Source organism: Parasphingorhabdus sp., assembly GCF_048269915.1.
Classification (GTDB): Bacteria; Pseudomonadota; Alphaproteobacteria; order Sphingomonadales; family Sphingomonadaceae; genus Parasphingorhabdus.
In genome coordinates, this window is record NZ_JBLWTY010000008.1 from 17,966 (window position 1) to 44,795 (window position 26,830).

Below are 26,830 nucleotides of genomic sequence, written 5' to 3' on the forward strand. Positions count from 1 at the left end.
ATATTTTCCAGATATTATGCCGCAACCGGCTTGAGCCAGGGCCGCGAAGAATCGTTATTTTTCTCGTGCCGTTCTATGGCATCCGACTGCGCCATTGTCAGGTCTATTTCGTCGAGCCCCTGGATCAGACACTGATGCCGGAACGGGTCCATCTCGAAGGGAAATCGGTCCTGAAAGGGCGTTGTCACGCTCATGCTTTCCATGTCGATCGTGATCGGGTCGGTTTTGGCAACCTCCATCAACCGGTCAATCGCTTCCTGCGGCACGGCGATGGCAAGCAATCCGTTTTTAAACGCATTGCCGGAAAAAATATCCGAAAAACTCGGGGCAATAACGGCGGTGATACCCAAATCGGCCAGCGCCCAGGCAGCATGTTCGCGGCTCGACCCGCAGCCGAAATTGTCGCCGGCGATAAGGATATTCGCCCCGGCATATTCCGGATCATCGAAAACATTGCCCTCTTGCGCGCGGATCGTTTCAAAAGCGCCCTCGCCCAGCCCTTCGCGCGAAATGGTTTTCAGCCATTTCGCCGGGATGATGACGTCGGTGTCGACATTTTTCTGGCCAAAGGGAATGGCGCGCCCTTCAACGCGATTGACGGGTTTCATCTCTATTCTTCTTCATTATTGTCGAAAGGATCATCGCCATCATCGTCGCCGTCATCATAATCCGGTTCATTTTCATATTTCGGCAATGGCTTGTTCTTGATCGCCTTGAAATCATCATGCTTTTTCATCTGATGCCGCCCGGCATAGATCAGCGCCGCAGCGACTGCAGCTGATCCTACAGCGGCACCGACCTTGGCCCCGGTCGACCATTTTCCGGATGGCTTTGCTGCGGGAGTATCGGCCGTGCCGGTCTGTTCACCGGATCGTTTGTCATTTTTCCTGTCGTCGCTCATTTCAGTTCCTCATCCTGTCAGCTCACGCACGTCGGTGAGCCTGCCTGTTACCGCTGCCGCCGCAGCCATGGCCGGTGACATCAGATGCGTTCTAGCACCCGGTCCCTGCCGTCCAACAAAATTGCGATTGGAAGTGGATGCGCAGCGTTCACCCGCTGGCACCTTGTCCGGATTCATGCCGAGGCAGGCCGAACAGCCCGGCTCGCGCCATTCAAATCCGGCATCGGTAAAAATCCGGTCGAGCCCCTCGGCTTCGGCCTGCGCCTTGACCAGCCCCGAGCCCGGAACGACAATCGCCCATTTGACATTATCGGCTTTCTTGCGCCCGGACAGTATCGCTGCCGCTGCCCGCAGATCCTCGATCCGGCTGTTGGTGCAGCTGCCGATAAAAATATTCTCGACCGACACATCGCGCAAGGCCTGTCCGCTTTCCAGCCCCATATAATCCAGCGACTTGCGCGCGGCATCCTGCTTCGACGGATCGGCAAAACTTTCCGGTGCCGGCACCACGCCATTGACGGCGACAACATCCTCGGGACTGGTCCCCCAGGTTACGGTCGGCGCAACATCGGCGGCGTTGATCGTTACGCTCTTGTCGAATTTTGCGCCTTCGTCGGTCGGCAGCGTCTTCCAATAGGCCACCGCCGCATCCCAGTCGGCCCCCTTCGGCGCCATCGGACGGCCCTTCAGATAGGCAAATGTCTTTTCATCCGGCGCGATCAGGCCCGCGCGCGCGCCGCCCTCGATCGACATGTTGGAAACGGTCAGGCGTCCCTCGATCGACATTTCCTCAAACACCTTGCCGCGATATTCGATGACGTGGCCGGTGCCGCCCGCCGTGCCGATCACGCCGATGATATGGAGGATCAGGTCTTTCGGGCTGATGCCGGGACCAAGATCGCCCTCGACCCGGATTTCCATCGATTTCGAACGGGTCAGCTGCAGCGTCTGCGTCGCCAGCACATGCTCGACTTCGCTGGTGCCGATGCCAAAGGCCAGCGCCCCCAGAGCGCCATGCGCCGCAGTATGACTGTCGCCGCAGACCAATGTCGTGCCCGGCAGGGTAAAGCCCTGCTCAGGCCCGATGACATGGACAATGCCCTGATTGATATCGCTGGCACCGATATATTTGATGCCGAAAGCCGGCGCATTGGCTTCCAGCGCTTCCAGCTGCGCCGCGCTCTGCGGGTCGGCGATCGGGATCTTGTTGCCCTGCGCATCGAGCCGCGCCGTGGTCGGCAGATTGTGATCGGGAACCGCCAAGGTCAGATCGGGGCGTCGCACCTTGCGGCCCGCATTGCGCAGCCCTTCAAAGGCTTGCGGGCTGGTCACTTCATGCACCAGATGCCGGTCGATATAGATCAGCGCCGTGCCGTCGTCGCGCTGATCGACGACATGCGCGTCCCAGATTTTCTCGTAGAGGGTTCTTGCTGTGGTCATAAGTTCCTGTTTCCCCGATATGGGGTTTCGTTTAACCAGATCAATTGTCGGCGCAAGTCAGAACTGGCTTCAAAAGCCCGTCGATAACGCCTATCTTCGCACTATGAGCATATTTGCGATCCTGGCCACTATCATTGCATCCGTCATCGCGATGGAATTCATCGCCTGGGCGAGCCACAAATATATCATGCACGGCTTTGGCTGGGGCTGGCACCGCGACCATCACGAGCCGCATGACAAGGCTCTGGAGAAAAACGATCTTTTCGGGATCGTCGGCGCAGCGATGAGCATTTCGATGTTCGCCATCGGCAGCCCGCTGATCATGGGCAGTGCGGCGTGGAAGCCGGGCACATGGATCGGTCTCGGCATCCTGCTTTACGGCATCATCTACACCCTGATCCACGACGGCCTGGTGCACCAGCGCTACTTCAAATATGTCCCCAGGGGCGGCTATGCCAAACGGCTGGTGCAGGCGCACAAGCTCCACCATGCGACGATCGGCAAGAAAGGCGGGGTGAGCTTCGGCTTCGTCTTTGCGCGCGATCCGGCGAAGCTGAAGGCGGAATTGAAGGGGCAGCGGGAGGCCGGGGCTGCGGTTGTGCGGGATGCGGTCGGTTAAGTTTTATCAGTCTATCGAAAGCGGCCTGAAGTTATCTTTATCCAAACGATCCCAAAAATCGATAACTTCAAACCACCACTTTTTGGACTGAGGCCCCAACCATTGTAAAAAACGCTCCGGTTTGGCCTTTTTGTAGCGATGTTCCGCAGTTAAATCTTCAACTAACCCAACCACAGCCGCTTCGCTCTCATAATGGTTGCCATTCACGACCCACTCTTCAACTACTTGAAAAACAGATTGAAAATTATCCGTATCATTGTTCTCCAATCGCGCGATCAGATGGTCGGCCAATTCACTAAATGCCAAATAGAGTGGCAAGCCGCCCTCATCTTTCGTACCAGATTCCTCTAGATTGTCCTTCCAGTCCTCTAGAAACAAATCCCAATCAGCTTGGAATGATGGACATGCGGCGAGCATTGGTGCCATCAATCGCTTGTCGTCTTCGAGCGTTCTTGCGGACATTGTCAGAATTAGTTAGCTCGGCCGCGGCATCAACACCGGCCCGCCCAGTTCCACCGTCTTCTTGTACCCCGGTCGCGCGACCAGCGCCTCGAAATAGCGTTTGCAATTGGGGCGGTCGTCGAGCTGGCCCAGCGCCGCGCGCCCTTCGAGCATATAATGCAGATTGATATCCGCGCCGGTAAATTTGTCGGCGACGAGGAAATCCTTGCCCTCCAGCTCGATCTCCAGATGGTCGAGCAGCTTGGCCACTTCGGCGTTCAGAAATCCGGCCATGATGTCGGGCAGCCCGCCGAGCATCGGCGCGATGCCGGTGATGATGAAGCTCATCCCCATCGTGCCCTCGGCGAAATGCAGCCATTCGAGATATTTGGCCCGCTCCGGATGATCGACCGCCACGCCAAGCGCACCATCGCTGTGCCGCTCGACCAGATATTCGATGATCGCGGAGGATTCGACCATCACATGGCCATCCACCTCGACCGTCGGCGCCTTGGCCAGACGGTGCGCTTCGCCCAGTTCCGGCGGCGACCGTCTGGTCACCGGATCGCGGTCATATTGCACCATGTCATATTCGATCCCGCCCTCTTCGCAGAGCCAGATGATGCGCGACGAACGGGAAAATTTGAGATGATGCAGCTTGATCATGGGGGCGCTCCTTTATGTTTGGTCCAGATGTGCGGCAAAGGCGGCATGCCGTCAACTGGACAATGTGCTCCGCACCTGTTCCCCGGCGGAGGCCGGGGTCCATCTCCAGAAGTTGCCGCATGCGGACTGGCTAGTTTGCGCCCAGACCCGAGTTTAGCGTTCCATAATCCCCTGCCCTCTGACCGCAATAGCAGAGATGGGCCCCTGCCTGCGCAGGGGCACAATGCACTAATGCCCGACGACGCCCAGGCTCTCGAACGGCCGGTCATTCTCGCTATATTTCTCGACAATCGTCGCGCTGGCTTCGTTGAGGCCGATCAGCTCGACCTGCTTGCCCTCATTCTTCAGCCGCTCGACAATCTTGTCGAGCATGCCGGTCGCGCTGATGTCCCAGAAATGGGCGTCATGAACGTCGATGATCACCTTGTCGATGCCATCCTCGTTAAACTCCATCGCCTCGTAGAGCAGGTCGACCGAGCCGAAGAAAATCTGGCCGGCGAAGACATAGCGGTGGGTGGTAACCTCGACAAAATCCTGGATGGTGACCAGTTGCCGAACTTTCCACGCGAAGAAAATGCCGGACAGCAATACGCCGGTCAGCACGCCGATCGACAGATCATGGGTGGCGACAACCATCACCACGGTGGCGATCATCACGACATTGGACGGCCACGGATGGTGGGTGATTTCAGTGAAGCTTTTCCAGCGGAAGGTGCTGATCGAGACAAAGATCATCACCGCGACCAGTGCCGGCATCGGAATCTGCGCGACCCACTGGCCAAGCCCGACGATCAGGATCAGCAACATCACACCGGCGACAAAAGTCGACAGCCGCCGCCGGCCGCCGGACTTGATATTGATTACCGACTGGCCGATCATCGCGCAGCCGCCCATGCCGCCGATCCAGCCGGTGACAAAATTGGCAAGGCCCTGGCCATAGGTCTCGCGCTTCTTGTCGCTGCGGGTCTCCGTCATGTCGTCAACGATAGACGCTGTCAGGAGAGACTCCAGCAAGCCCACGGCGGCCATCGCCAGCGAATAAGGCGCGATGATCTGCAAGGTTTCCCAGGTGATCGGAACTTGCGGAATATGCAGCCACGGCAGGCTGTCGGGCAATTCACCCATGTCGCCGACGGTGAACACGTCGGCGCGGAAATACATGCTGATCCCGGCCAGCACAATGATTGCCGCGAGCGGCGACGGCACCAGGGTGGTGATCTTCGGAAGTCCGTAGATAATCGCCAGTCCGGCCGCGATCATCGCATAGGTCTGCCAGGTGAAGGCTTCGCCGGTCATCTGCGGAATCTGCGCCATGAAGATCAGGATCGCCAGCGCGTTGACAAAGCCGGTGATCACCGAGCGCGAGACAAAGCGCATCAGCATGTCCAGCCGCAGCAGCGCCGCTATCCCCTGGAAAATTCCCATCAGGATCGTCGCGGCAAACAGATATTCGACGCCATGGTCGCGCACCAGCGGCACCACCAGTACCGCCACGGCAGCAGTCGCCGCGCTGATCATCCCCGGTCGGCCACCGACCATCGAGATGATCACGGCGATCGAAAAACTGGCATAAAGCCCGACCCGCGGATCGACCCCGGCGATGATCGCGAAACCAATGGCTTCCGGAATCAGCGCCAGCGCGACCACCAGACCGGCGAGAAATTCGGCTTTGGGATTGGACAACCAGTCGCGCTGAAAATCGCTGTGAATCGCCATGAAAAATCCTTTGTCCGAATCTGAAAATCTCTCGATGCTGCGATGCAGCAAGACGGTCGGGCCAATGGACTATTGACTTGGGGCAGTCAAGCATGGCCCCACTCGCGAGCTGCTAGCCGGTAAACCGGTAATCCTCCGTTACCGTCGCCACTGCGGCAATCTCTTCTTCATGATTAATATCCCGCTGCGGTTCGGCAAGCGCCTGACGTTCCCAGTCCTGCATGGCCGGATGGGCGATGATATGATCCACCCACGCTTGGCCAACTGCTCCGATATCAAGATCAAAACTGCGCACCCGATAGGCAACCGGCGCATAAAAGGCGTCGACAATCGTGAACCGGTCGCCGGCCAGCCATGGCCCGCCGAAATCATCCAGCCCCTGCGCAAACAGTTCGCCGATCCGGTCAATATTCCGCTGCAAACCGGGCTCGACCGCGTGCAATGTCGCCCGCACGCCGACATTCATCGGACAGATATTCCGCAGCGGCGCAAACCCGCCATGCATCTCCGCCGCCGCGCAGCGCGCCCATGTCCGCGCCTTTTCGTCGTCCGGCCAGCATCCCGGATGCCGCTCGGCCAGATATTCCATGATAGCCAGCGAATCCCAGATGGTTCGGCCATCATCCTTCAGACAGGGCACCTGCCCGTTGGGCGCGAACGCGCGAAACCGCTCATAATTATCTTCTTCGAAATAGATAATCTCGTCGGCAAACGGGATGTCCAGCGCCTTCATCAATATCCACGGGCGCAGCGACCAGCTGGAATAGTTGCGATTGGCGGTAATCAATGTGTAGGTCATAAAACTCTATCCGTTAGTTTCGTGTGCATGCCCTTTCCCACCGCTGCGAGACAAGCATATTTGTCTAACTGGTGCGGCCGTTGGTCGAATATCGCTTTCTCTCCGTGCGCCTGTCATTTTCTGGTAGTGAAGCAGAGCTATCCGGTTTTTTTGGGGAGACTATATCAATGTCGCTAACTCGCAGAGAATTTGTTCGCAACGCCCAGATCGCCGGGCTGTTCTATGCTTCTTTCGCCTTCACCGGATGCGCCGAAGCCCGCAGCGCCAACAAGCGCATGCCGCTGGTCACCGATCCGGATCAGCGCCTCGATTTGCCCGCAGGATTTACCTATAGTTTGATCAGCGAAACCGGAGGAACCATGGCGGACGGTTTTTTCCGTCCCGGCCGGCCCGATGGCATGGCCTGCTTCCCGCACCCGGATAGCGTCGACAAGTGCATATTGATGCGCAACCATGAAAACTGGCTGGATTCCCCTACCGGCAGCCCGTTCGGCAAGGGCAACGAGCTGCTCGACCGGGTGAGCGAAAGCCAGCTTTACGACCGCAAGGGTGACGGTTCACCCTTTTTTGGCGGCGTCACCAGGGTCGTCTATGATCTGAAAAACAAGCGCCTCGAAAGCGATCATCTGGTGCTGACCGGGACCGCGGCCAATTGCGCTGGCGGCAAAACCCCATGGGGCAGCTGGCTGAGCTGCGAGGAACAGATGCTGAAGCCGGAAGAAGGGCCGGGCAAATATCATGGTTTCGTGTTCGAGACACCGGCCGACGCGACCGGGCTGATTGATGCCGTGCCGCTGAAGGCCATGGGCCGCTTCGCGCATGAGGCCGCCGCCGTCGATCCGGCCACCGGCATTGTCTACATGACCGAAGATGACCGCAGTGCCCTGTTCTACCGCTTCATCCCCAATGTGCCGGGCGATCTGGCCAGGGGCGGAAAGCTGCAGGCACTGGCGATCAGGGGCTGGAAATCGGCGGTCACCACCAACTGGCCGGAGGACTGGGGCGGCGGTGGCGCCGGACGGGTCAAGCCGGGGCAGGAATTTGCCATCGAATGGATTGATCTCGACGATGTGGAATCCCCCGAAGCCGATCTCGCCGAACGCGGCCACGCAGCAGGCGCCGCCTATTTCTGTCGCGGTGAGGGCATGGACTACGGCATTCGCCCCGGAAGCGACGTTGGCGAGATATTCTTCAACTGCACCCAGGGCGGCACACAGCGCGCCGGTCAGGTCTGGCGCTATACGCCGGAAGGTCCGGCAGGCGAAAGCGGCAAGCTGACCATGCTCTATGAATCACCCGGTGCCGACACCATGGACATGTGCGACAATCTGGCGCTGGCGCCCTGGGGGGACCTGATCCTGTGCGAGGATGGGATGGGCGACCAATATCTGCGCGGCCTGACCCCCGATGGCCAGATCTACGACCTCGCCCGCAACGCCCACAAGGACCGCAGCGAATTTTGCGGCGCCTGCTTCTCGCCCGATGGCCAGACCTTGTTCGTCAATGTGCAGGAACCGGGATTTACTTATGCGATCACCGGCCCTTGGGAGACTTTGCGGGCCTAGCTATATTTAGACTTGCTGATTTCCACGCAGATATTTGCAATCGGACGACTAAGGTTAGGGTTCATTGGAGCATTCCACCTTCTTCTGATTCCTTCATTCGAGCCAAGTCTTCGAGGCTTCGGGCTTCGAAAGCTCCGGCAAATTCCTCATCGCTCCATTCTCCCTCTCCATAGTCAGGATAGTCAATAACCTTCCAACCATTATCTCCATACGCCATGCTAAAATGCGGGCCAACAAAAGGGCAATTGGGCAAATAATACGTTTGAACAAACGGATTTTCTTCATAATCCCTTGCAATAAAGAGATGGCCTTTGGTGCCTTTAAGGAACCAAGGCTGGGGACCGTGTGATCCAAATTGCTTCTCGATAACGGCCCGCATGCACAAGATCGCTGCCAACGCATCATCTTTGAGGCTTTGATAAGTGCTCATATTAAAATGGATCGAACGGTGCCTAATATTTTTCAGCGCGAGAAACTCTTCAACAACCTCCGGAAGCAAGACGCCCCAAGCATCAAGGGTATTGATCGGTAAATCCCAATTTGCGAAGGAATCTTTGCGATAAATTTTTTTGTATTCCGGGCTGGTTTTATAGAATTTTCGGAGATCGATTATCAGGTGATTGAGTATTCTTTCGCCTAACGCGCAGGCCGCGACAAGTGCAGGATAATAAGCGCCTATAACATAGGACTGGCGAACTTGATGAAACATTCTGTTGTGATAGCCGAGCGTGGAAAAAGGCTTTGTATCTATTGCAATGAAATTCTCTATCTTACCGTCAATTCCCAACTCTCCAAATTCAGCGACTAATCCTTCACGCGCCTTAATCTTGTTGTTCTGATGTAATTCTTTGACCCGGTCTTCCCAATGATCGGCAATTTCTTGGTCGAGCGTCAAGCTCCGTGTGTCAAAATCCATTCCCCAACTCAAATGCCGCCGCCTACCGCGGTCCGGAATTTCCGACTTTTGCGCGTTAATCTGCTCCCCTTTCGAGACTAGCGTCTCATTGGACCGGTCATCACCGCCCCGTTGCTCATTCATCAAGCCGCCCCGATCAGTTCCCGCCCGATCAGCATCCGGCGGATTTCGTTGGTGCCCGCGCCAATATCGAGCAGCTTGCTGTCCCGCCAATAGCGTTCGACCGGCCAGTCGGTGGTATAGCCGGCGCCGCCGAGCGCCTGCACCGATTCCTCGGCCACTCGGACGCTGCTTTCTGAAGCGTACATGACCGCGCCCGCCGCATCGAAGCGGGTCGTCTGCCCGGCGTCGCAGGCCTTGTTGACATTATAGACATAGCTGCGCGCACTGTTGAGGCGGACATACATGTCGGCGATCTTGCCCTGCATCAGCTGGAACGTGCCGATCGGCTTGCCGAACTGCTTGCGCTCACGGACATAGGGAATGACCGTGTCGAGACAGGCCTGCATCAGGCCGAGCGGGATCGCGGCGAGCACCGCGCGTTCGTAATCGAGGCCAGACATCAATACGCCAACGCCGCCATTCAGCGGGCCCATCACATTTTCCTCCGGCACTTCGCAGTCATCAAACACCAGTTCCGCCGTCGGGCTGCCTTTCATGCCGACCTTCTCGATCTTCTGGCCGATGGAGAAGCCCTTCATGCCCTTTTCGATCAGAAAAGCGGTGATCCCGCCCGACCCCGCGTCAGGACGAGTCTTCGCATAAACGACCAGCGTGTCGGCGTCGGTTGAATTGGTAATCCAGAATTTGGTGCCATTGAGCACATAGCCGCCCTGCACTGCTTCGGCCTTGAGCTTCATCGACACTACGTCAGACCCGGCCCCGGCTTCGGACATCGCTAGCGCACCGACATGTTCGCCGGAGATCAGCTTGGGCAGATATTTGGCTTTCTGTTCCGGACTGGCCCAGCGGCGGATCTGGTTGACGCACAGGTTGCTGTGCGCGCCATAGCTGAGGCCGAGCGCCGCGCTGCCACGGCTAACTTCCTCGACCGCAATCGCATGTTCCAGATAGCCGAGGCCAAGGCCACCATCCGCTTCCTCGACGGTAATACCGTGCAGGCCGAGATCGCCCATCTGCTCCCAAAGCTCGCGCGGGAACCAGTCTTCGCGGTCCATTTTCTGGGCCAGCGGCATGATCTTCTCTTCGGCAAAGCGCCGGGTGGTGTCGCGAATCTGGTCCGCCATTTCACCGAGCTGGAAATCAAATTGTGGAGTAGCAATCATGGTTATGTTCCTCGAAATTTTTTCTCTCCTCTAGCAGATTGGAAAGTGGTTTCCAGTGCGGAGGACCATTGCGCACAACAATCGCCGATGCCATAGGCCCAGCGATGCTCTACCAACTCGCCAAACCCCTGATCTTCGCGCTGGAAGCGGAACGCGCCCATGGCCTGACCATCGCCGGCCTGAAAGCCCTTCCGCTGGGTCCCGCACCCAAATCCGATCCGGTGCTCGCGACCCATGTCGCCGGTCTCGACTTCGTCAATCCGATCGGCATGGCCCCGGGCTTCGACAAAAATGGCGAGGTTCCCGATGCCCTGATCCGCATGGGATTCGGCTTTGCCGAGGTCGGCACACTGACGCCGCTGCCGCAACCGGGCAACCCCAGGCCCCGCATATTCCGGCTCGTCGAGGACAAGGCGGTAATCAACCGCCTGGGCTTCAACAATCAGGGCCAGGAAAAAGCCATCCCGCGCCTGAAACGCATGCGCGGGCGGATGGGCAAGGGCGTGCTTGGCATCAATATCGGTGCCAACAAGGACAGCGATGACCGGATCGCCGACTATGTCACCGGCGCGCAAAATATGGCACCGCTGGCGGACTATCTCACCGTCAACATCAGTTCGCCCAACACCCCCGGCCTGCGCGCCCTGCAAGATAAGGGTGCGCTGGCGGAACTGCTGGCCGCTGTCATGGACGCCTTGGGGAAATCCGGAACTCCGGTCTTCCTGAAAGTGGCACCCGATCTGGAACCGGCAGATATTGACGATATTGTCGCCGTCGCGACGGACCGGAAAATCGCGGCGCTGATCATTTCCAACACCACGATCACCCGCCCCTCCTTGCGTTCCGCCAATCAATCGGAAACGGGTGGTCTGTCCGGAGCGCCCCTGAAAGAACTTGCGCTCCAGCGGCTGAAGGATTTTCGCAAAGCGAGTGGAGGGACAATCCCGCTGATCGGGGTCGGCGGCATTGCCAATGCAGAAGATGCCTATGAACGTATCTGCGCCGGTGCTTCGCTGGTCCAGCTTTACACAGCGATGATCTATGAGGGACCGACCATCGCCGCCGCAATGAATTGCCGACTGGCAAAATTGCTGAAAGCAGATGGCTTTTCATCGGTGAGCGAGGCCGTGGGATCTTCGGCTGACAAATGATTTGCCAAAATCGGGGGTCATCCATAAAACCCGGTGGATGAAAAAAATCCATAGCATTTTCGCCTTGTTCCTTTGTGTTGCCCTGACCTTTCCGGTCCAGGCCAAACATCCTCAAAACACAAATATAGGCACTGCCGCCTCTGCCCATCCCGAAGCCACCAAGGCGGGCTTCGAGATGTTACAGGCTGGCGGCTCCGCGACCGATGCAGCCATGGCGATGATGCTCGCCCTGACCGTCGTAGAACCGCAATCCAGCGGCATCGGCGGCGGCGGATTTTTTCTGCACCATGATGCGAAACAGGGTTGGATGCAGACAATCGACGGCCGCGAAATGGCGCCAGCTGCAGCAAAGGCAACGCGTTTTCTTGGCGAGGATGGCAAGCCGCTTCCCTTCGGTCAGGCGATGCCCGGCGGAAAATCCGTCGGCGTCCCCGGTAATATGCGGCTGATGGAAATGGCCCATAAAAAATGGGGAAAACTGCCCTGGGCAAAGATTTTTGAACCGGCGATCCGGCTGGCGGAAACTGGCTATGCGGTCAGCGCGCCGCAAGCGGACTGGCTCCGGCGCCTGGCCCCTCTCTGGGCCGATTTTCCCGAAGCGCGGGCAATCTACTGGAAAGACGGAGCCCCTGCCAAGGCAGGTACGATTATCAAGAACCCTGAGCTGGGTGCATTGCTCCGGGAATTGCAGGCGGGCGGTGCCGATGCCTTTTACACCGGCCAAACCGTGACCGCGATTTCCAATGCTGTAGCCAATACATCGCGCAATCCGACCGAAATCACACCGGAAGATTTTGCCAATTATCGCGCGATTTTGAGGCAACCGGTGTGCACCAGCTACCGGGTGTACAAGATTTGCGGCATGGGCCCGCCATCATCCGGCGCGACCACCGTGCTCGGCATATTGGGCACGATCGAGCGGTTCGATATGGCCAAGATTCACGAGCAGCAGCCCGCACAAGCATGGCATTTGATCGCCGAAGCAATGCGACTGGCTTATGCGGATCGTGAAAAATATCTCGGCGACAGGGATTTTGTAGCGGTCCCGGTCGATGGCCTGATCGACAAGGATTATCTTGCCAGCCGGTCACAGATGATCGCTTTGCAACGCGCACGACCAGACATGCCGGGTGTTGAAACCTATCCCGCCGGCAATCCACCGGGAAGCGTTGCCCGTACCGAAGCAATGTCTTCCGAAGTCGCCGGAACAACCCATTTTACCGCCGTCGACAGCCAAGGCAATATTGCGAACATGACCTCCACCGTGGAAGGGCCCTTCGGCAGCCAGCTCATCGCCCGCGGGATGGTGCTCAACAATCAACTGACCGATTTTACCTTCGCGCCGGAAAAAGACGGTGCGCCGGTGGCCAATCGTGTCGAAGCTGGCAAGCGCCCTCTGTCATCCATGTCGCCGACAATCGTCTATGACGCCGACGGCAAGCCGATATTGGCGCTGGGATCCGCTGGTGGCAAAAGGATAATCATGCATGTCACGAAAACCTTGATCGGCGTGCTTGATTATGGACTGTCGCTGGAACAGGCGATGGCCCTCCCCAATATTTTCTATGGCGGATCAGGCGTTTTGATAGAAAAGGGTAGCGATTTGGAAGCCTTGCAGGCGGACCTGTCGCGCTTCGGCCATATTGTCGTCACCTCCGGCCTGCCGTCCAAACTCGCCGGTGCACAAAAAACCGACCAGGGATGGGTTGGCGCTGTCGATCCTCGCAGCACCGGTCAAGCGGTCAGCCAATTGCCTTAAGCAATATATTGCCGAGCGGTTTCAACCGCGCTAGTCCTTTTCGCAATGATCAAAGCCCGGCGCATGTCCGGCGCATGAGAGGGGAATAACCGCGTGGCCCGGAAAAAGGCAAAAAATCGTTATCTTGAAATCGACCAATATTCCAATCTGGTATCGATGTTCTTCGATCGCGCCAGACAAGGCGGAGACAAGCCGTTTCTCAGCGCCAAGATCGACGGCAAGTGGCAGGCGACCAGTTGGAACGAAGCGGCCCGGCAAGTGGCCGCGCTGGCGAAATCGCTGAAGCGCATGGGCCTGAAAAAAGGCGACCGCGTTATGCTAGTCTCCGAAAACCGGCCCGAATGGTGTATCGCCGACCTCGGAATCATGGCTGCAGGTTGTATCACGGTGCCAACCTACACTACCAACACCCCGTCCGATCACCAACATATATTGGACAATAGCGGCGCGCATGCGGTTATCGTTTCGGACAGCAAACTGGCGAAAAACCTGCTGCCGTCTGTGATCAGCTCTTCGGATGCCAATATTATCATTGGCATATCCGATCTGCGGATCGGCCAGTCCGGCGACTTCGATCTGTACAGCTGGGACAAGCTTGTTCAGGGCAGCGACGAAGATGTTGCCGAAGTCACCGAACAGGTCGCCAGCATTACCCGCGATGAAACCGCCTGCATCATCTATACCAGCGGAACCGGCGGAAAGCCCCGCGGCGTGATGCAGCATCATGGTGCCATTTTGCACAATACCAAGGGTCCGGCCGAGATCATCGAAAATGATTTTGGCTGGGATGACGAGGTATTTCTTTCCTTCCTTCCGCTCAGCCACGCCTATGAACATAGCGCGGGCCAGTTTTTCCCGATCGGGCTGGGCGCACAAATTTTCTATTGTGAAGGTCTGGAAAAGCTGGCGTCCAACATAGAAGAAGTCCGCCCGACGATCATGGTCGTCGTCCCGCGCTTGTTCGAAGTGCTCCGCGCCCGATTGATCAAAACCGTAGAAAAGCAAGGCAGGATGCCAAGCTATTTGCTGGGCAAGGCGCTCTCCATCGGGGAACGCGAAGCCGAGGGCAAAGGACGCAAGCGCGACAAGCTGATGGATATGTTTCTCAACAAGACCTTGCGGCCCAAAGTGCAGCAGCGGTTCGGCGGTCGCATGAAGGCCATGGTATCCGGCGGCGCGCCGCTCAACCCGGAAATCGGTACCTTCTTTCAGTCGCTCGGCCTCACCATGTTGCAAGGCTACGGCCAGACGGAATCGGGACCTATTATTGCCTGCAACCGGCCCCGCACGGGTCTAAAGATGGACACGGTCGGCCCGCCGATGATCGACACTGAAGTCAGGATTGCCGAAGATGGTGAAATTCTGGTGCGTGGCCAGCTGGTGATGCATGGCTATTGGCGCAATCAGGAAGAGACCGACAAGGTCCTGAAAGACGGCTGGCTCCATACTGGTGATATCGGCCATATCGACGAAGCCGGACGGATCGCGATCACTGACCGCAAGAAGGACCTGATCGTCAACGACAAGGGCGACAATATCGCGCCGCAGAAAGTCGAAGGCATGCTCACCATCCAGCCGGAAATCTTGCAGGCGATGATCGCCGGGGACAAGAAACCCTATATGGTCAGCCTGGTCGTACCCGATCCCGAATGGGCGCTCGAATGGGCGCGCAAAGAGGACATGAAATATGATTTCATCAAACTGCAGGACAACCCGGCATTCAAATCCGCCGTGCGGGAAGCGGTAGACCGGGTCAACGAGAGCCTTTCGGTCATCGAAAAAGTCCGCCGCTTCGAATTTGCCGACGAACCCTTTTCGATCGAAAATGAAGAACTGACGCCCAGCATGAAAATTCGGCGGCATGTGATCCGCGAGCGCTATCAGGAGCGTCTGGACAAGCTTTATAAGAAGTGAGCGCGGTTTTTCGTCAGTCTGCATCCTTGGTATAGGGCACAAACTCGCCAAAGGCACAGCTGCCCGTCGACATTCCCGTGCTATTGTCGATCAGCTGGATGATTTCACCCTTGCACAGCGAGGACGTCGGCCGACTGTAGGACAATATATTGCGGTCGGCGTTGCGGCAGCCGCCATAGGGTTTGTTGACATAGATAGTATTGGCATTGCGCCGCGATCCGAAAATCAGGATGTCATCACTGATCACCGTCATTTCGCGCTGATCTTGAGCACTGATGCATGACTGGGCTTTGCCTGCGGTCCGTCCCTCGAGACGTTTATCGAGCTTCGCCTGCTGTTTTTCAGTGAGTGTAATTTTTTCTTCACTCATCGCCGGTGCAGCGAGCAGCATCGCCGCAGGAATCGCCAAAAGCAGTTTATTCATCGCCAGTCTCCTGTTTCCAGCCCCCGCCAGCATTTCTTATATCACGAACCGAACTGAACAGGGAATGTATGAACTAATGGCTTCAGAAATTGTCCTTCGCTATCCTCCGCGCGGCCAATTGCTCTGCCGAAGCCGCGCGCATGAACGGGTTGGTTGCACGCTCCAGCTTGATCGTCGTCGGAACTGTCGCCTCTCCCCTTTCGCGCAAGGTGAGAACTTCGGCCATACGCTCCTTCAAGGCGAGATTGTCCGGCTCCGCTACCAGCGCATATTCGCCATTGCTCTTTGTATATTCATGGGCGCAATAGATTTTCGTGGCGTCCGGTAATTTTTCCAGCTTGCGCATATTGTCATACATCTGCTCGGCCGTGCCTTCGAACAGGCGTCCGCAGCCCATGGCGAACAAGGTGTCGCCAACAAACGCCGCTTTTTCCGTCGGAAAATAAAAAGCGATATGTCCGGCGGTGTGGGCCGGCACGTCGATGACATCAGCAACCACGTCACCAAGCCTTGCCGTGTCGCCTTCTTTCACAAATCTATCGAGTGTAGGAATCCGCTCCCGCTCCGCTTCCGGACCAATGATCTGGCAGCCGGTTGCCTCCTTGATCGCAGCATTTCCACCGGTATGATCAGGATGCCAGTGGGTGTTCCAGATCTGGGTGATCTTCCAGCCCCTTTTGTCGGCCTCGGCCAGCACCGGCTCGGCTACCGCGGGATCGACCACCATTGTCTCGAGAGATTCGGGTTCATGGACGAGCCAGACATAATTGTCGGACAATACGGGAATTCGGATGATTTCTAGCATAAGGATTAAATTACTCCGCAAATTTAAAGCTGTCGATATTTAACCGCAAAATAAGAATTTTACCTTATTTGACATCGTGTTGCATCATTGGATTTAGGAAAGGAGCGTGATTTGCGCTTGTTTGTCGCATTTTGGGCCTTTTGCTGCCTCTGTTCTCCGGCACTTGCCGAGGTTCCTATGTCCGACAGGCTGTGCACCCAAAGCAGCGCAAAAAATGTGAGCGCGTCAGCGTTACTGACAACGGGCAAGGCTTTTGATTGCTCGGAAAATAAATATGACGTCGATGGTCCCAGGGTCTGGGTCAAAATTCCTTTTCTGGCGGAAACGCTCCCCGGTGGCACGATAGAGGTGCAGGGCGACAATAACGGTCTGACGACGATAGAAGTGCATGCCGTTCTGGACGATGGCAAGATTCTGTCTTCCACATTTTCGGAACAGGAAGTAGCGGGCCACTGGCGGCCCAAAGGCACTTATGGCCTGGCGATTCCCGGAACCGAAAACCCCGAACTGAGAAGTCGCATAAAACATGTCTATATCGCGATTGACGATCCGAAGGTGATTAGCTCCATCTCGGTAATTCAACTCGCATCGAAGCAGAAATGGGATGATCTGAAACTTCCTCTCTCGGCCATGTTTGCAGTGCTTTGCGGCATGGCAATCATGCCGCTGATCTATAATGCCTTTTTCTATGCGGCCCTGCGCTATAATTTCATGCTGTGGCATAGCGTGATGATCTGCATGATCGTTGCTTATACCTTCAGTTCGTCAGGGCTGATTTTCCTTATTTTTCCGGAAATCAGCCTGACCACCAAAATGCTGATCAACTATTGGACGATCGCGATCGGGGTTGCGGCCAGCGGCTGCTTTTTGTTGCGCTTTGTCGAACCGGGTAAAATCGCAACCTGGCTGCAAATCACCCTGTTCCTGGCTGCCATGTTACCGGTTTTTGTCTCGGCCTCTGTCCTCCAACTCGACGGCGGGTACAGCATGCATGCACGCAACTATTATCATGCATCCTTTCTGCCCGCCTTTTGTATCGTGTTCTACACAATGGGACATGCATTACGCCGGGGCAGCAAGGCGATCTGGTTTCAAATTGCCGGCTGGACCCCCATCGTCTTTTTCGGGCTGGACCGGGTCGCCCGGGGTATGGACCTCTATATTGGTTGGCCGATGCTCGACTATGGTCTCTATTTTGCGCTGGTAATGGAAACCATCATCCTCGCTCTCGGCGTCGCCCATCGAATACTCCGTTTGCGGCAAAAGCATGAAACCACTTTGAACAAACAGGTTGAACTGACACTGCTCGCCGACACGGATGGATTGACGAAGATGAGCAATCGCCGGTCGTTTGAACGAGAATTCCGGCGCAACCAGCGCGACCATCAATATAGTCATCTCGCGCTTTTCGACATTGATTTTTTCAAGCGGGTCAATGACCGCTATGGCCATGATGTTGGCGACGAAGTGTTGCGCGTTGTTGGCCGGCAGCTTGACGCTACCAGCCATTTCGCGGCCCGTATTGGCGGCGAGGAATTCACGCTGTTGATGCGCAAAGACAGCCGACAAAATCGCGAGAAATATCGCGCGACTGAACTGAACAAAATTTGCGAAACGCTGATCAAGACCGTGCACGATCAGGTGCCGGAAATACGGGAGCCGGTGACCTTTTCCGTCGGCGTCGCATCGATTTCCGGACACACGTCGTTACGCAACGTGATGGCGACGGCTGACCGGCGACTCTATGATGCCAAGAACAATGGCCGCAACCAGATTGTCTGGATCGATATATCGAGGGCAAAACCGGGAGAACCGACCGGGACAGCTGCAGCCTAGCAAATTCTGCAGGCTACCATTCGCCGATATTTTCCATGCTCGCCCACGGTTCCTGAACCGGCAGACTCTTTCCTGTTTGCAGCAGCTCCACGGAAATATTGTCCGGCGAGCGAATGAACGCCATGTGGCCATCGCGCGGCGGACGATTAATCGTCACACCCGCGTCCATCAGTTTCTGGCACAAGGCATAGATATCGTCGACGGCATAAGCGAGATGACCGAAATTGCGTCCACCGCCATATTGTTCGGCCGGGCTGCCATCTTCAGACGGCCAGTTATAGGTCAGCTCAACCTCGGCCACATCCTTCTGCCCCGGCGCGGCCAGAAAAATCAGCGTGAAACGCCCCTGTTCACTATCATAGCGACGCACTTCTTCGAGACCCAAAAGGCCGAAAAATGCGATGGTTGCATCCGGATCGCTAATTCTGAGCATCGTGTGCAGATATTTGATAGTCACGGAACCTCCATTCATCGCTATTCAGAAACGGTTCATCGCAGCCATCGCAAAGCCGAACCGGGTCACATGGAATAGCCTAAGCGGCTTTTGAACCGAGGGAAAGAGCGATGACCGAAAAATTTATCGAGAACAGAAATACGATCTGGCTGGCGAGCGCCGGCCTGTTGACGATCGGGTTGATTGTCGGGGGCTATCTGCTGGGTGACGGTTTGCTGCGCGCCAAGTTGGCAGATCGCAGCGTCACTGTCCGTGGCCTCGCCGAGCGCGAAGTGACCGCCGATCTGGCCACCTGGACCATCGCCTATAGCGCCCAATCAACCGATCTGCAAAGCGCCCAGACCGATATCGACCGCGACACCAATGCCATCACTGCCTTTTTCAAGGAACTCGGTTTCCAGGCCGATGCGCTCAAGCCGACCGGAGCCAATGTCAATCAATATAGTTCCAACGGCATCCCCCAATATACGATCCGCCAGCGGCTCAGCTTGCGCACGAATGATATCGACAAGGCCCAGGCTGCGGTCGCCCGCCAGTTTGATCTGGTTCGCCGCGGCGTCGTGCTCGAAGACGGTTCCGGGATGAGCTACACCTTCACCAAGCTGGACGAGATCAAGCCTGAAATGGTCGCCGAAGCCACCAAGGACGCGCGCAAGTCTGCCGAACAATTTGCCGAAGACAGCGGCACCGATGTTGGCGGCATCAAGTCGGCCACCCAGGGCTATTTCAGCATCGACAGCCGCGATGGCGATGCCGGCGGCTATGGTGTGACCGATACGCCCTATAAAAAGGTCCGCGTGGTAACGACGGTCAATTTTTATCTGGATTGAGGGGGCGGCTCTTGCACCGCCATGCTGTCGGGAATCGGCTTCGCGGACATAAATCACTCCGCGACACTGGTCACCAGCTGCGCGAGATAGCGGGATGCGGCCTGGCCCGCGGGACTGCCGGGATCAAATTTGACCGCTTGCTCCCAATTGCTCTTGGCATTCACCATATCGCCGCCTTCATAGGCGATATTCCCGGCTTCCAGCGCGATGGCGGGATCGGTGACGACCAGTTTCGCGGCTATCGCAATATCCGATTTCGCCTGGGCAAGATCCCCCATACGCCGCGCCAATGTCGCCGACAGCAACCAGCCGAGCGGATCCTCCGGGACAAGATCGTGGACCAGCGCAAATTGTCTCTTTGCTTCATCATAGCGGTCCGATGCCACCAGGACGCGCGCCATATCAAGATGCACTTCACCTTTTAACAGTCCATCCACTATGTTTTGCGCGAGAGCAGCCTCCAAATATTTCAGGGCGGCCGGATAATTGCCACCAGCAAAGGCCGCATTGCCGGCCTGCGCCCAGAAATTCGCGCTGCGTTCGTCGCCCGCAGCTTCCGCTCCCTCTGCCGACTGGACAAATTCTGGAATCGCCTTCGCCCAGTCCTCTCGCGTCGCATAGGCAAAGCCAAGGCAATTTCGCGCGAGATATCCGCCGCCCTCAATTTGCCACTTATTGGCGACGAGCAATCCATTGGCGGGATCGCTCTCTGCCTGGTCGATGCATTGATTGAACCGGATTTCCACCGGGTCCTTCGCTTGCTTTACCGGGGGATTGGCTTGCGCCTCGGGCCTGGCCTTCGAAGGGCGCAGCACCGGATCAATCGGGGAACCATAAGGGGTGGCCGACTGGATCAACAAGGACAGGAACAGAGATGAAATCATGGGCGCAATGTCCGTTCAAGGCTTAAGTATAGGAAGCCAGGGATCAGCCCAGCCGCGCGATCACATCAATCAGCAAGCCAATATCCTGATCCCGCGACAGGCGGTGGTCTCCATCCTTTACCAGATGGACCTGCACATCATCTGAACGGATTTTCTTCGCCGTCTCCAGACTATATTCCCACGGCACATCGGCATCTTTCTGTCCGTGCAGCAAGCGCACCGCACCATCAAAGGCAATTTCCTTGTGCAGCAACCGGCTGCTATCGCCCGACTGCCAGAAAATCCGGGTCGTCACATAGGGCTCGTCAGAATATTCGCTGTCTTCCTCGAGCTTGCCGTCGCGCAAGATGGTCATTTTCTGTTCCTGGGTAAAACCCCAGTCGGTAAAGTCCGGTGCCGCGGCAATACCGACCAGATTTTTTACCCGCATCGGTCGCGACAATGCGACGAGCAGCATCAGCCAGCCGCCCATGGACGACCCGATCAGCGTAATCGAACCGGACGTTACCTTGTCAATCAGGAACAGCACATCATCGCGCCAGTCGATCAGGCTCTGCTCTGCAAACTCGCCGCCACTGGCCCCGCAACCGGCATAGTCAAACCGCAGCATCGCCCGACCCTGTTGCTTCGCCCAGGCATCGACAGCCAGCGCCTTGCCGCCTTCCATATCCGACATATAGCCCGGGAGGAAAACCAGGGTTGTTCCCTTCACGCCAGCCTTGGGCTGTGTGTAGCAATAAGCGAGTGAGGCACCGCCGGGGCGGTCGCAGTATAAAATTTCATCTTCCATATCCTGCGCTCTATGCCGCCGCGGCAAAATAGACAATTGCCAAACAGAGAAAGGCGATGATCAGCATACCGATATTGGATAGCAGCGGCGGTTTCGCCTCGGGCAGCAACCGCGCCAGTTCGGCAGGAATTTCACCCCTGAACCCCAGCTTCCACTTCGGACGATCCTTGATACCATCCTCCAGGCCAAAGACATGGGAATCGCCTTCCTTGCCGCGGTAGACCAGATCCCCGAAAAAATAGGCTTCGCTGCGTCGCTGCTGTTCGTAAAGCGCGAATGTCCCGCCAATCACCTCGATCCTGACCGGCCGTTTCCGTGCGCCGTCGCTATCGACAAGCCAGATGTTCGCAGATTCAGACATAGGCCAAGCCTAAAACAAGATCCGGTCGGGCGCACCATAATTTTCCTGTGGATTCAGTCGCGTTGAAATATCTCCTCGATCGCCATATCGAACAGGTCGGCGATGCGGAACGCGACCGGCAGGGACGGATCATATTTTCCGGTTTCGATGGCATTAACCGACTGGCGCGAAAGCTTGAGCCGTTCGGCGAGATCCGCTTGCGACCAGTCGCGTTCAGCACGAAGCACTTTCAGGCGATTCCTCATGCATTAAGCCCGCGCAGGCGACAGAAAAAATATCCGAAGCCCCAACTTGTTATCAATATTGCGACGAGATTTTCCGCGCTCATCGTGCCCAGGTGGCTTTCAAATATCAGCCAGATCAAATGCGTGAATATCGCAGTAATAACGGCAACAATGGCGCCATTTGCCATCATCTGAAAAAAATAATCTTCGATTTTTCTGCGATCCAGTGCAGCGGCATGGGTCGCAACATAGGACAGCGCCAGAACGAGAAGCAACGAACCGATTATTTTGATCAGCGGAGTAATATTCCCCGTGACGACTTCGTTCGGATCAATCACAGAAACCGTCAACATACCGATGCCCACGAGCAGGATAAAACCGAACATCCAGTCAGGCTTGATCAGACTGCAAAGCCGTTGCGCCATGTTCGCTGACGATTTTCCAGCCATCACATTGCGGCCAGAAACAGGATCGCGAGCGCAGCCCAGATGGCAATATTTTCATTGGGCGTCATCGCCCGGCCAGAACAGCGTTTCAGTTTCATGGTCATTCTCCATCAAGCTACAATGACATTATGTCATGCTTCCTTGACTTGTATGTCCGAGTCGCCAGAAAATGTCAAGCCAACATGACATAATGTCGCCATTGCTTTGCCATCACCGCCCGCGCGTCACCTGATTAGGTTGACTTGAAACCGCAAAAGACTAAGTCCAATCCACCCTAGCGAAGGCCTGCCTAAAGCCTTCCTTGGCTCCAACTTTGACAAACTTTGAGATGACCAGAGCCCATGACCGAGATGATTAAAATCACCCTTCCCGACGGCAGTTCGCGCGAAGTGGCCATGGGCACTACTCCGGCCCAGATCGCCGCCGATATCGGCCCCGGCCTCGCCAAGGCCGCGCTCGCCGCGAAGATCGACGGCGAGCTGCGCGATATCATGCGGCCGCTGGAGGAAGACACCGAGCTGGCTCTGGTCACCTCCCGCGACGAGGAAGATGCGCTGGAGCTGGCACGGCACGACTATGCCCATGTGCTGGCAGAAGCGGTGCAGAACCTGTTCCCGGGAACCCAGATTACCTTCGGTCCGTCGACCGATGACGGCTTTTATTATGACTTCGCGCCCGCCGGTGATCCGTTCACCGACGAAGACCTGCCGAAGATCGAGGAGGAGATGAAACGGATCATCGCCGCCGACAAGCCGCTCCGCCGGGAAGTCTGGGAACGTGATGACCTGATTGCCCGCTGGCAGAAAGACGGCGAAACGTTCAAGGCCGAATGGGCCGCCGAACTGCCCGAAGGCGATGAGATCACGGTCTACTGGTCCGGCGACGACTGGATGGACATGTGCCGCGGGCCGCATCTGGCCTCGACCGGCAAGCTTGATCCCAAGGCGTTCAAGCTGATGCGCGTGTCCGGCGCCTATTGGCGCGGCGACCAGCGCAATCCGCAATTGTCACGTATCTACGGCACCGGCTGGCTCAACAAGAAACAGCTTAACGCGCATCTCGTCCGGCTGGAAGAAGCGGCCAAGCGGGATCATCGCAAACTCGGCCAGGAGATGGACCTGTTCCACTTCCAGTCCGAGGCGCAGGGTTCGTGCTTCTGGCATCCCAAGGGCTATTTCATCTGGCGCGAGCTGGAACAATATATGCGCCGCCAGCTCGACGCCGCCCGCTATGAGGAAATCAAGACGCCGCAGTTGATGGACGTCAACCAGTGGGAGAAATCCGGCCATTGGGGAAAATATTCGGAGAATATGTTCGCGGTTCCGGACGAAGTGCCCGATGCCGAAGGCGAAGGTCCGGTGATCAGCGGCACCGCCGGCATGATGGCGATGAAGCCGATGAACTGCCCGGCCCATGTGCTGGTCTTCAAACAGGGCATCAAGTCCTATCGCGACCTGCCGATCCGCATGGCCGAATTTGGCTGCTGTCACCGCAACGAGCCGCATGGCGCGCTGCACGGCCTGCTGCGCGTGCGTCAGTTCACCCAGGACGATGCCCATATCTTCTGCCGGGAAGACCAGCTGATCGACGAGATTGTCGAATTTTGCGATCTCCTCGATGCCATTTATTGCGACCTTGGCTTTGCCAATTATCAGATCAAGCTCGCGCTGCGACCCGAGCAACGCTTCGGCACAGACGCCGAATGGGACAAGTCGGAGCAGATCTTGCGCGACGCAGTCGAAAAGGCCGGCCGGGCCACGGAAAAATATGGCTGGGAAGAATTGCCGGGTGAAGGCGCGTTCTATGCACCGAAACTGGAGTTTCACCTCACAGACGCCATTGGCCGGACCTGGCAGGTCGGCACGATCCAGGCCGATACCGTCCTGCCCGAACGGCTCGACGCGACCTATGTCGGCGAAGACGGCAACCGGCATCGCCCGGTGATGCTGCATCGCGCCATTCTGGGTACGTTCGAACGGTTTATCGGCATTCTCATCGAGCATTATGCGGGCAAGCTGCCGCTCTGGCTCGCTCCCACCCAGGCGGTGGTTGCCACGATCGTTACCGATGCCAATGACTATGCCGGACAGGTGGTAAAGAAACTGAAAGCCGCTGGCATCCGGGTCGAGGCCGATCTGCGCAACGAGAAGATCAACTACAAAGTGCGCGAACATTCGGTTGGCAAAGTACCCAATATCCTGGTGGTTGGCATGCGCGAGGCCGAAGAAGGCAAGGTTGCGCTGCGCCGGCTCGGCCAGAAGGAACAGGAATTTCTGACGCTCGACGCGGCCGTCGCATTGCTGAAAAATGAAGCATTGCCGCCGGACTTGAAACCGTCATCATGATGACGATATTCAGATCAGGCTGTTGCCCGTGTACAACGGGGTATAGGGCTAAAATGGCACAAGCGATCAACAAGGCTTTATTCGCGAGCGCTTTGCCGCTAATGAGCCTGCATAAACAAACACTCAGGAGTATTTAACATAGCTGCCCCACCTCGCCGCCCCATGCCGCCCGTCAAAGGCGGTCCGCGTTTCAACAATCTCATAATCTCCGATACCGTCAGGGTCATCGACGACAAGGGCGAGAACCTTGGCGTGATGAATACCGGCGAAGCGATTGAGCGGGCAGCAGAAGTCGGCCTCGACCTTGTAGAGGTTTCTCCCAATGCGCAGCCGCCGGTTGCAAAGTTTCTCGACGTCGGCAAATTCAAATATGAAGCGCAGAAAAAGGCCAATGCCGCGCGCAAGACGCAGAAGGTGCAGGACGTCAAGGAAATCAAGATGCGTCCGAATATCGACGATCATGATTATGACGTGAAAATGCGCAACGTGAACAAGTTCATCGACAATGGCGACAAGGTGAAGGTCACCCTGCGCTTCCGTGGTCGTGAAATGTCGCACCAGCAACTCGGCATGCAATTGCTGCAGCGGGTTCAGGACGACATGAAGGAAACCGCCAAGGTCGAAGCCTATCCCAAGCTGGAAGGCCGTCAGATGTTGATGGTGCTCAGTCCGAAATAGTTCAGGTCGCGCGTTTGAATTGCGCGTCGATGAATTCTGCCACCAGATCGAAACTTTTCAGAGCGTCTTTGGATCCAAAGCGCTCCAGATGGTGGCGCGGGCTGTCCCAATAGTTCATCCGCACCGGTACATCGGCATCATGCGCTTTTTCGGCAAGCTGTACGGCATCGTCAAAATGCATGTCATGTCGGCTGCAATGGATGGCCAGCGGGGGAAACTCGCGTAAGTCGGCGTAGACGGGCGATGCGCGCGGATCGGTCGGCAATGTGTCACCCAGATAGAGCTTAGCACTGAAAGCCGCCGTTTCCATGCGAAACGGGCTGCTGCCACTCATGCTTTTGGATATATAGGACCAGCCTCGCATCGCCAGATCACCCCATGGCGAAAACAGAATAGCCGCGCCCGGCATCGGCAATCTGCGTTCTCGCAACTCCAGCATCATCGCCAGCACCAGTGTTGCTCCGGCACTGTCGCCGGACAGGATTATCCGGCCAGGCGACTTTCCGGATTTCAGAATCGCTTCATATTGATCGGCCAGATCCCTTGCCGGCAGGGGAAACGGATATTCGGGGGCCAGCCGGTGCTTGCCGATCACCGCTTCGCAACCGCAATGTTCGGCCAGCCGGAACGCGAGCCCCACCTGTTTCGGCGATGGCGGCAATATGAAACCGCCCCCGGGCACATAGAATAATATCGGCTCCTCCGCTTCTTCGTCCGGCCAGTCGGCGTCTGCATAGTCCTCGACAAGCGGCGAAGCGGGATCGAACAGCAATTGGGTATCGGGCGGGGACTGCATGACCGGATTGAATATCGCAAATTTCCCGCGCGCCGTCGCGGTCCGGTAAGCCGACAGCAATCGATCACGCTCACCCGGATCAGCGCCTTTTTCAAGAGCGGGCTTGAGGCTGCGGAGCAGAAAGGCCTTGATGATGCGGTTTTCGATTTTTGCACCAAAGTCCGAGATTGTCTTCGCCACCGGTGCCATTTGTGAACGGACGGCATGGGCGATTTTTTCGGCTTCCAGCCGGACCAGCCGAAGCTCAATATCGCTATCTGCAATCGCAGGATATCCTGTGACAGAGGCTTCCATGGCCTTGCTTCTATTCCAGCCGCGCAAAAAATGATAGAGGGGGCCCAGGATGGCGGACGATAAGAAGCAACCGAAGCACAAGGATGGTCAGGTTGACTATATACGTCCCTTCCTGAACCAGTTTCGCGGCGATGGCGTAAAAATCAGCTCCGAACCCGTATGGGCAGAACGCGTAGAAGAGATCATGGCCAATCTCCCCGACGATACTCTTGATGATATCGTCAGCCGTCTCCGGCAATCCAGTGAAAATCAGTTTATCGATTTCGCAGCCTTCGGCGAAGCGCACGGCCTGACACCCGCCGAAACCAGGCTGGTCGACAGTATTGCCGGTGGCCTCTCGGTTCCGGAACATGCCGAAGCCAACGACATTTCGGTCAACACCGCCCGTGTGCACATGCAACGGGTTCTCGAGAAAACCGGGTCGAAACGGCAGACCGATCTGCTGCGCAAAGTCTTCGGCCACTAGGTCCCCGAACAGCACCACAGTAGC

General features: G+C 56.9%; 28 protein-coding genes. 10 read left to right on the plus strand and 18 right to left on the minus strand.

The window, feature by feature from the left end; all coding sequences use genetic code 11:
• Window positions 1–14: 14 nt before the first annotated feature.
• Genes leuD through leuC form a run of 3 tightly spaced genes read right to left on the minus strand, consistent with a single transcriptional unit; the run spans window position 15 to window position 2,341 of the window.
• Window positions 15–608, minus strand: a complete 594-nt coding sequence (gene leuD / locus ACN0WX_RS14175) for a 3-isopropylmalate dehydratase small subunit (RefSeq protein WP_417622998.1) — start codon at window positions 606–608, stop codon at window positions 15–17.
• A 2-nt stretch (window positions 609–610) separates the two neighbouring features.
• Window positions 611–901: a hypothetical protein gene (locus tag ACN0WX_RS14180; RefSeq protein WP_417622999.1), complete on the minus strand. Its 291-nt coding sequence runs from the start codon at window positions 899–901 to the stop codon at window positions 611–613.
• A 9-nt stretch (window positions 902–910) separates the two neighbouring features.
• Window positions 911–2,341: a 3-isopropylmalate dehydratase large subunit gene (gene leuC / locus ACN0WX_RS14185; RefSeq protein ID WP_417623000.1), complete on the minus strand. Its 1,431-nt coding sequence runs from the start codon at window positions 2,339–2,341 to the stop codon at window positions 911–913.
• Between the two features lie 103 nt (window positions 2,342–2,444).
• On the opposite strand from leuC, the gene ACN0WX_RS14190 reads away from it, so the two are divergent.
• Window positions 2,445–2,960 (plus strand): sterol desaturase family protein, encoded by a 516-nt coding sequence (locus ACN0WX_RS14190; protein WP_417623001.1) that lies wholly within the window; start codon window positions 2,445–2,447, stop codon window positions 2,958–2,960.
• A gap of 6 nt (window positions 2,961–2,966) precedes the next feature.
• Here the strand turns inward: ACN0WX_RS14190 and ACN0WX_RS14195 are convergent, their stop codons facing one another.
• The 4 genes from ACN0WX_RS14195 to ACN0WX_RS14210 all read right to left on the minus strand — a co-directional run bounded on the left by ACN0WX_RS14195 (window position 2,967) and on the right by ACN0WX_RS14210 (window position 6,582).
• Window positions 2,967–3,422, minus strand: coding sequence for a hypothetical protein (locus ACN0WX_RS14195; RefSeq protein ID WP_417623002.1), 456 nt, complete (start codon window positions 3,420–3,422; stop codon window positions 2,967–2,969).
• A gap of 12 nt (window positions 3,423–3,434) precedes the next feature.
• Complete coding sequence (locus ACN0WX_RS14200; RefSeq protein WP_417623003.1) at window positions 3,435–4,067, minus strand: glutathione S-transferase family protein; 633 nt, start codon at window positions 4,065–4,067, stop codon at window positions 3,435–3,437.
• 228 nt (window positions 4,068–4,295) lie between these two features.
• Window positions 4,296–5,783: a SulP family inorganic anion transporter gene (locus tag ACN0WX_RS14205; protein WP_417623004.1), complete on the minus strand. Its 1,488-nt coding sequence runs from the start codon at window positions 5,781–5,783 to the stop codon at window positions 4,296–4,298.
• A 112-nt stretch (window positions 5,784–5,895) separates the two neighbouring features.
• A complete protein-coding gene (locus ACN0WX_RS14210) occupies window positions 5,896–6,582 on the minus strand; it encodes a glutathione S-transferase family protein (protein WP_417623005.1) in 687 nt (228 codons plus the stop codon).
• A 167-nt stretch (window positions 6,583–6,749) separates the two neighbouring features.
• Here ACN0WX_RS14210 and ACN0WX_RS14215 point away from each other — a divergent pair, with 167 nt between their 5' ends.
• On the plus strand, window positions 6,750–8,147 hold the full coding sequence (locus tag ACN0WX_RS14215; RefSeq protein ID WP_417623006.1) for an alkaline phosphatase PhoX: 1,398 nt from the start codon (window positions 6,750–6,752) through the stop codon (window positions 8,145–8,147).
• Window positions 8,148–8,208: 61 nt separating this feature from the next.
• On the opposite strand, the gene ACN0WX_RS14220 is transcribed toward ACN0WX_RS14215, so the two are convergent.
• Both ACN0WX_RS14220 and ACN0WX_RS14225 read right to left on the minus strand, forming a co-directional pair.
• Window positions 8,209–9,186, minus strand: coding sequence for a hypothetical protein (locus tag ACN0WX_RS14220; RefSeq protein WP_417623007.1), 978 nt, complete (start codon window positions 9,184–9,186; stop codon window positions 8,209–8,211).
• On the minus strand, window positions 9,186–10,349 hold the full coding sequence (locus ACN0WX_RS14225; protein ID WP_417623008.1) for an isovaleryl-CoA dehydrogenase: 1,164 nt from the start codon (window positions 10,347–10,349) through the stop codon (window positions 9,186–9,188). Before ACN0WX_RS14225 ends, ACN0WX_RS14220 begins: the two co-directional genes overlap by 1 nt.
• Before the next feature lie 104 nt (window positions 10,350–10,453).
• Between ACN0WX_RS14225 and ACN0WX_RS14230 the strand changes: the two genes are divergently transcribed.
• From ACN0WX_RS14230 to ACN0WX_RS14240, 3 genes are all read left to right on the plus strand, one after another.
• On the plus strand, window positions 10,454–11,500 hold the full coding sequence (locus ACN0WX_RS14230) for a quinone-dependent dihydroorotate dehydrogenase (RefSeq protein WP_417623038.1): 1,047 nt from the start codon (window positions 10,454–10,456) through the stop codon (window positions 11,498–11,500).
• Window positions 11,501–11,537: 37 nt separating this feature from the next.
• A complete protein-coding gene (gene ggt, locus ACN0WX_RS14235; protein WP_417623009.1) occupies window positions 11,538–13,259 on the plus strand; it encodes a gamma-glutamyltransferase in 1,722 nt (573 codons plus the stop codon).
• A 156-nt stretch (window positions 13,260–13,415) separates the two neighbouring features.
• Entirely contained in the window at window positions 13,416–15,173 is a 1,758-nt protein-coding gene (locus ACN0WX_RS14240; protein ID WP_417623039.1) for an AMP-dependent synthetase/ligase, read from the plus strand.
• A gap of 13 nt (window positions 15,174–15,186) precedes the next feature.
• On the opposite strand, the gene ACN0WX_RS14245 is transcribed toward ACN0WX_RS14240, so the two are convergent.
• Both ACN0WX_RS14245 and gloB read right to left on the minus strand, forming a co-directional pair.
• Window positions 15,187–15,597, minus strand: coding sequence for a hypothetical protein (locus tag ACN0WX_RS14245; protein ID WP_417623010.1), 411 nt, complete (start codon window positions 15,595–15,597; stop codon window positions 15,187–15,189).
• A gap of 82 nt (window positions 15,598–15,679) precedes the next feature.
• Window positions 15,680–16,402, minus strand: coding sequence for a hydroxyacylglutathione hydrolase (gloB, locus tag ACN0WX_RS14250; protein ID WP_417623011.1), 723 nt, complete (start codon window positions 16,400–16,402; stop codon window positions 15,680–15,682).
• A gap of 216 nt (window positions 16,403–16,618) precedes the next feature.
• Between gloB and ACN0WX_RS14255 the strand changes: the two genes are divergently transcribed.
• Window positions 16,619–18,238, plus strand: a complete 1,620-nt coding sequence (locus ACN0WX_RS14255; protein ID WP_417623012.1) for a diguanylate cyclase — start codon at window positions 16,619–16,621, stop codon at window positions 18,236–18,238.
• A gap of 13 nt (window positions 18,239–18,251) precedes the next feature.
• Here the strand turns inward: ACN0WX_RS14255 and ACN0WX_RS14260 are convergent, their stop codons facing one another.
• The gene (locus ACN0WX_RS14260) at window positions 18,252–18,671 is read right to left on the minus strand and encodes a VOC family protein (protein WP_417623040.1); all 420 of its coding nucleotides are present in this window, start codon (window positions 18,669–18,671) and stop codon (window positions 18,252–18,254) included.
• Window positions 18,672–18,802: 131 nt separating this feature from the next.
• Between ACN0WX_RS14260 and ACN0WX_RS14265 the strand changes: the two genes are divergently transcribed.
• Window positions 18,803–19,522, plus strand: coding sequence for an SIMPL domain-containing protein (locus ACN0WX_RS14265; protein WP_417623013.1), 720 nt, complete (start codon window positions 18,803–18,805; stop codon window positions 19,520–19,522).
• Between the two features lie 53 nt (window positions 19,523–19,575).
• On the opposite strand, the gene ACN0WX_RS14270 is transcribed toward ACN0WX_RS14265, so the two are convergent.
• Genes ACN0WX_RS14270 through ACN0WX_RS14290 form a run of 5 tightly spaced genes read right to left on the minus strand, consistent with a single transcriptional unit; the run spans window position 19,576 to window position 22,230 of the window.
• Window positions 19,576–20,406 carry a tetratricopeptide repeat protein gene (locus ACN0WX_RS14270; RefSeq protein ID WP_417623014.1) on the minus strand — a complete coding sequence of 277 codons (831 nt, stop codon included), beginning with the start codon at window positions 20,404–20,406 and terminating at the stop codon, window positions 19,576–19,578.
• 43 nt (window positions 20,407–20,449) lie between these two features.
• Window positions 20,450–21,196: an alpha/beta hydrolase gene (locus ACN0WX_RS14275; RefSeq protein WP_417623015.1), complete on the minus strand. Its 747-nt coding sequence runs from the start codon at window positions 21,194–21,196 to the stop codon at window positions 20,450–20,452.
• A gap of 10 nt (window positions 21,197–21,206) precedes the next feature.
• Window positions 21,207–21,557, minus strand: coding sequence for a hypothetical protein (locus tag ACN0WX_RS14280; protein ID WP_417623016.1), 351 nt, complete (start codon window positions 21,555–21,557; stop codon window positions 21,207–21,209).
• A gap of 53 nt (window positions 21,558–21,610) precedes the next feature.
• Window positions 21,611–21,802: a helix-turn-helix transcriptional regulator gene (locus tag ACN0WX_RS14285; protein WP_417623017.1), complete on the minus strand. Its 192-nt coding sequence runs from the start codon at window positions 21,800–21,802 to the stop codon at window positions 21,611–21,613.
• Window positions 21,799–22,230: a hypothetical protein gene (locus tag ACN0WX_RS14290; RefSeq protein ID WP_417623018.1), complete on the minus strand. Its 432-nt coding sequence runs from the start codon at window positions 22,228–22,230 to the stop codon at window positions 21,799–21,801. The genes ACN0WX_RS14285 and ACN0WX_RS14290 overlap by 4 nt, the downstream gene beginning before the upstream one ends.
• A gap of 338 nt (window positions 22,231–22,568) precedes the next feature.
• On the opposite strand from ACN0WX_RS14290, the gene thrS reads away from it, so the two are divergent.
• Window positions 22,569–24,572 carry a threonine--tRNA ligase gene (thrS, locus tag ACN0WX_RS14295; RefSeq protein ID WP_417623019.1) on the plus strand — a complete coding sequence of 668 codons (2,004 nt, stop codon included), beginning with the start codon at window positions 22,569–22,571 and terminating at the stop codon, window positions 24,570–24,572.
• A gap of 162 nt (window positions 24,573–24,734) precedes the next feature.
• Window positions 24,735–25,250: a translation initiation factor IF-3 gene (infC, locus tag ACN0WX_RS14300; RefSeq protein WP_417623020.1), complete on the plus strand. Its 516-nt coding sequence runs from the start codon at window positions 24,735–24,737 to the stop codon at window positions 25,248–25,250.
• 1 nt (window position 25,251) lies between these two features.
• On the opposite strand, the gene ACN0WX_RS14305 is transcribed toward infC, so the two are convergent.
• The gene (locus tag ACN0WX_RS14305) at window positions 25,252–26,340 is read right to left on the minus strand and encodes an alpha/beta hydrolase fold domain-containing protein (protein WP_417623021.1); all 1,089 of its coding nucleotides are present in this window, start codon (window positions 26,338–26,340) and stop codon (window positions 25,252–25,254) included.
• A 49-nt stretch (window positions 26,341–26,389) separates the two neighbouring features.
• Here ACN0WX_RS14305 and ACN0WX_RS14310 point away from each other — a divergent pair, with 49 nt between their 5' ends.
• Window positions 26,390–26,806, plus strand: a complete 417-nt coding sequence (locus tag ACN0WX_RS14310; protein ID WP_417623022.1) for a helix-turn-helix transcriptional regulator — start codon at window positions 26,390–26,392, stop codon at window positions 26,804–26,806.
• Window positions 26,807–26,830: the final 24 nt, after the last annotated feature.

Bases quoted from the DNA above. Each gene is read 5' to 3' on its own strand.
- ACN0WX_RS14245 (WP_417623010.1), bottom strand. From the start codon at position 15,597: ATGAATAAACTGCTTTTGGCGATTCCTGCGGCGATGCTGCTCGCTGCA.
- leuC (WP_417623000.1), bottom strand. From the start codon at position 2,341: ATGACCACAGCAAGAACCCTCTACGAGAAAATCTGGGACGCGCATGTC.
- ACN0WX_RS14190 (WP_417623001.1), top strand. From the start codon at position 2,445: ATGAGCATATTTGCGATCCTGGCCACTATCATTGCATCCGTCATCGCG.
- ACN0WX_RS14230 (WP_417623038.1), top strand. From the start codon at position 10,454: ATGCTCTACCAACTCGCCAAACCCCTGATCTTCGCGCTGGAAGCGGAA.
- ACN0WX_RS14265 (WP_417623013.1), top strand. From the start codon at position 18,803: ATGACCGAAAAATTTATCGAGAACAGAAATACGATCTGGCTGGCGAGC.
- ACN0WX_RS14280 (WP_417623016.1), bottom strand. From the start codon at position 21,557: ATGTCTGAATCTGCGAACATCTGGCTTGTCGATAGCGACGGCGCACGG.
- ACN0WX_RS14275 (WP_417623015.1), bottom strand. From the start codon at position 21,196: ATGGAAGATGAAATTTTATACTGCGACCGCCCCGGCGGTGCCTCACTC.
- ggt (WP_417623009.1), top strand. From the start codon at position 11,538: ATGAAAAAAATCCATAGCATTTTCGCCTTGTTCCTTTGTGTTGCCCTG.
- ACN0WX_RS14205 (WP_417623004.1), bottom strand. From the start codon at position 5,783: ATGGCGATTCACAGCGATTTTCAGCGCGACTGGTTGTCCAATCCCAAA.
- ACN0WX_RS14270 (WP_417623014.1), bottom strand. From the start codon at position 20,406: ATGATTTCATCTCTGTTCCTGTCCTTGTTGATCCAGTCGGCCACCCCT.
- ACN0WX_RS14290 (WP_417623018.1), bottom strand. From the start codon at position 22,230: ATGGCTGGAAAATCGTCAGCGAACATGGCGCAACGGCTTTGCAGTCTG.
- ACN0WX_RS14195 (WP_417623002.1), bottom strand. From the start codon at position 3,422: ATGTCCGCAAGAACGCTCGAAGACGACAAGCGATTGATGGCACCAATG.
- ACN0WX_RS14225 (WP_417623008.1), bottom strand. From the start codon at position 10,349: ATGATTGCTACTCCACAATTTGATTTCCAGCTCGGTGAAATGGCGGAC.
- ACN0WX_RS14305 (WP_417623021.1), bottom strand. From the start codon at position 26,340: ATGGAAGCCTCTGTCACAGGATATCCTGCGATTGCAGATAGCGATATT.
- ACN0WX_RS14180 (WP_417622999.1), bottom strand. From the start codon at position 901: ATGAGCGACGACAGGAAAAATGACAAACGATCCGGTGAACAGACCGGC.
- infC (WP_417623020.1), top strand. From the start codon at position 24,735: ATGCCGCCCGTCAAAGGCGGTCCGCGTTTCAACAATCTCATAATCTCC.
- ACN0WX_RS14200 (WP_417623003.1), bottom strand. From the start codon at position 4,067: ATGATCAAGCTGCATCATCTCAAATTTTCCCGTTCGTCGCGCATCATC.
- thrS (WP_417623019.1), top strand. From the start codon at position 22,569: ATGACCGAGATGATTAAAATCACCCTTCCCGACGGCAGTTCGCGCGAA.
- ACN0WX_RS14285 (WP_417623017.1), bottom strand. From the start codon at position 21,802: ATGAGGAATCGCCTGAAAGTGCTTCGTGCTGAACGCGACTGGTCGCAA.
- ACN0WX_RS14240 (WP_417623039.1), top strand. From the start codon at position 13,416: ATGTTCTTCGATCGCGCCAGACAAGGCGGAGACAAGCCGTTTCTCAGC.
- gloB (WP_417623011.1), bottom strand. From the start codon at position 16,402: ATGCTAGAAATCATCCGAATTCCCGTATTGTCCGACAATTATGTCTGG.
- ACN0WX_RS14220 (WP_417623007.1), bottom strand. From the start codon at position 9,186: ATGAATGAGCAACGGGGCGGTGATGACCGGTCCAATGAGACGCTAGTC.
- ACN0WX_RS14210 (WP_417623005.1), bottom strand. From the start codon at position 6,582: ATGACCTACACATTGATTACCGCCAATCGCAACTATTCCAGCTGGTCG.
- ACN0WX_RS14260 (WP_417623040.1), bottom strand. From the start codon at position 18,671: ATGCTCAGAATTAGCGATCCGGATGCAACCATCGCATTTTTCGGCCTT.
- ACN0WX_RS14310 (WP_417623022.1), top strand. From the start codon at position 26,390: ATGGCGGACGATAAGAAGCAACCGAAGCACAAGGATGGTCAGGTTGAC.
- ACN0WX_RS14215 (WP_417623006.1), top strand. From the start codon at position 6,750: ATGTCGCTAACTCGCAGAGAATTTGTTCGCAACGCCCAGATCGCCGGG.
- leuD (WP_417622998.1), bottom strand. From the start codon at position 608: ATGAAACCCGTCAATCGCGTTGAAGGGCGCGCCATTCCCTTTGGCCAG.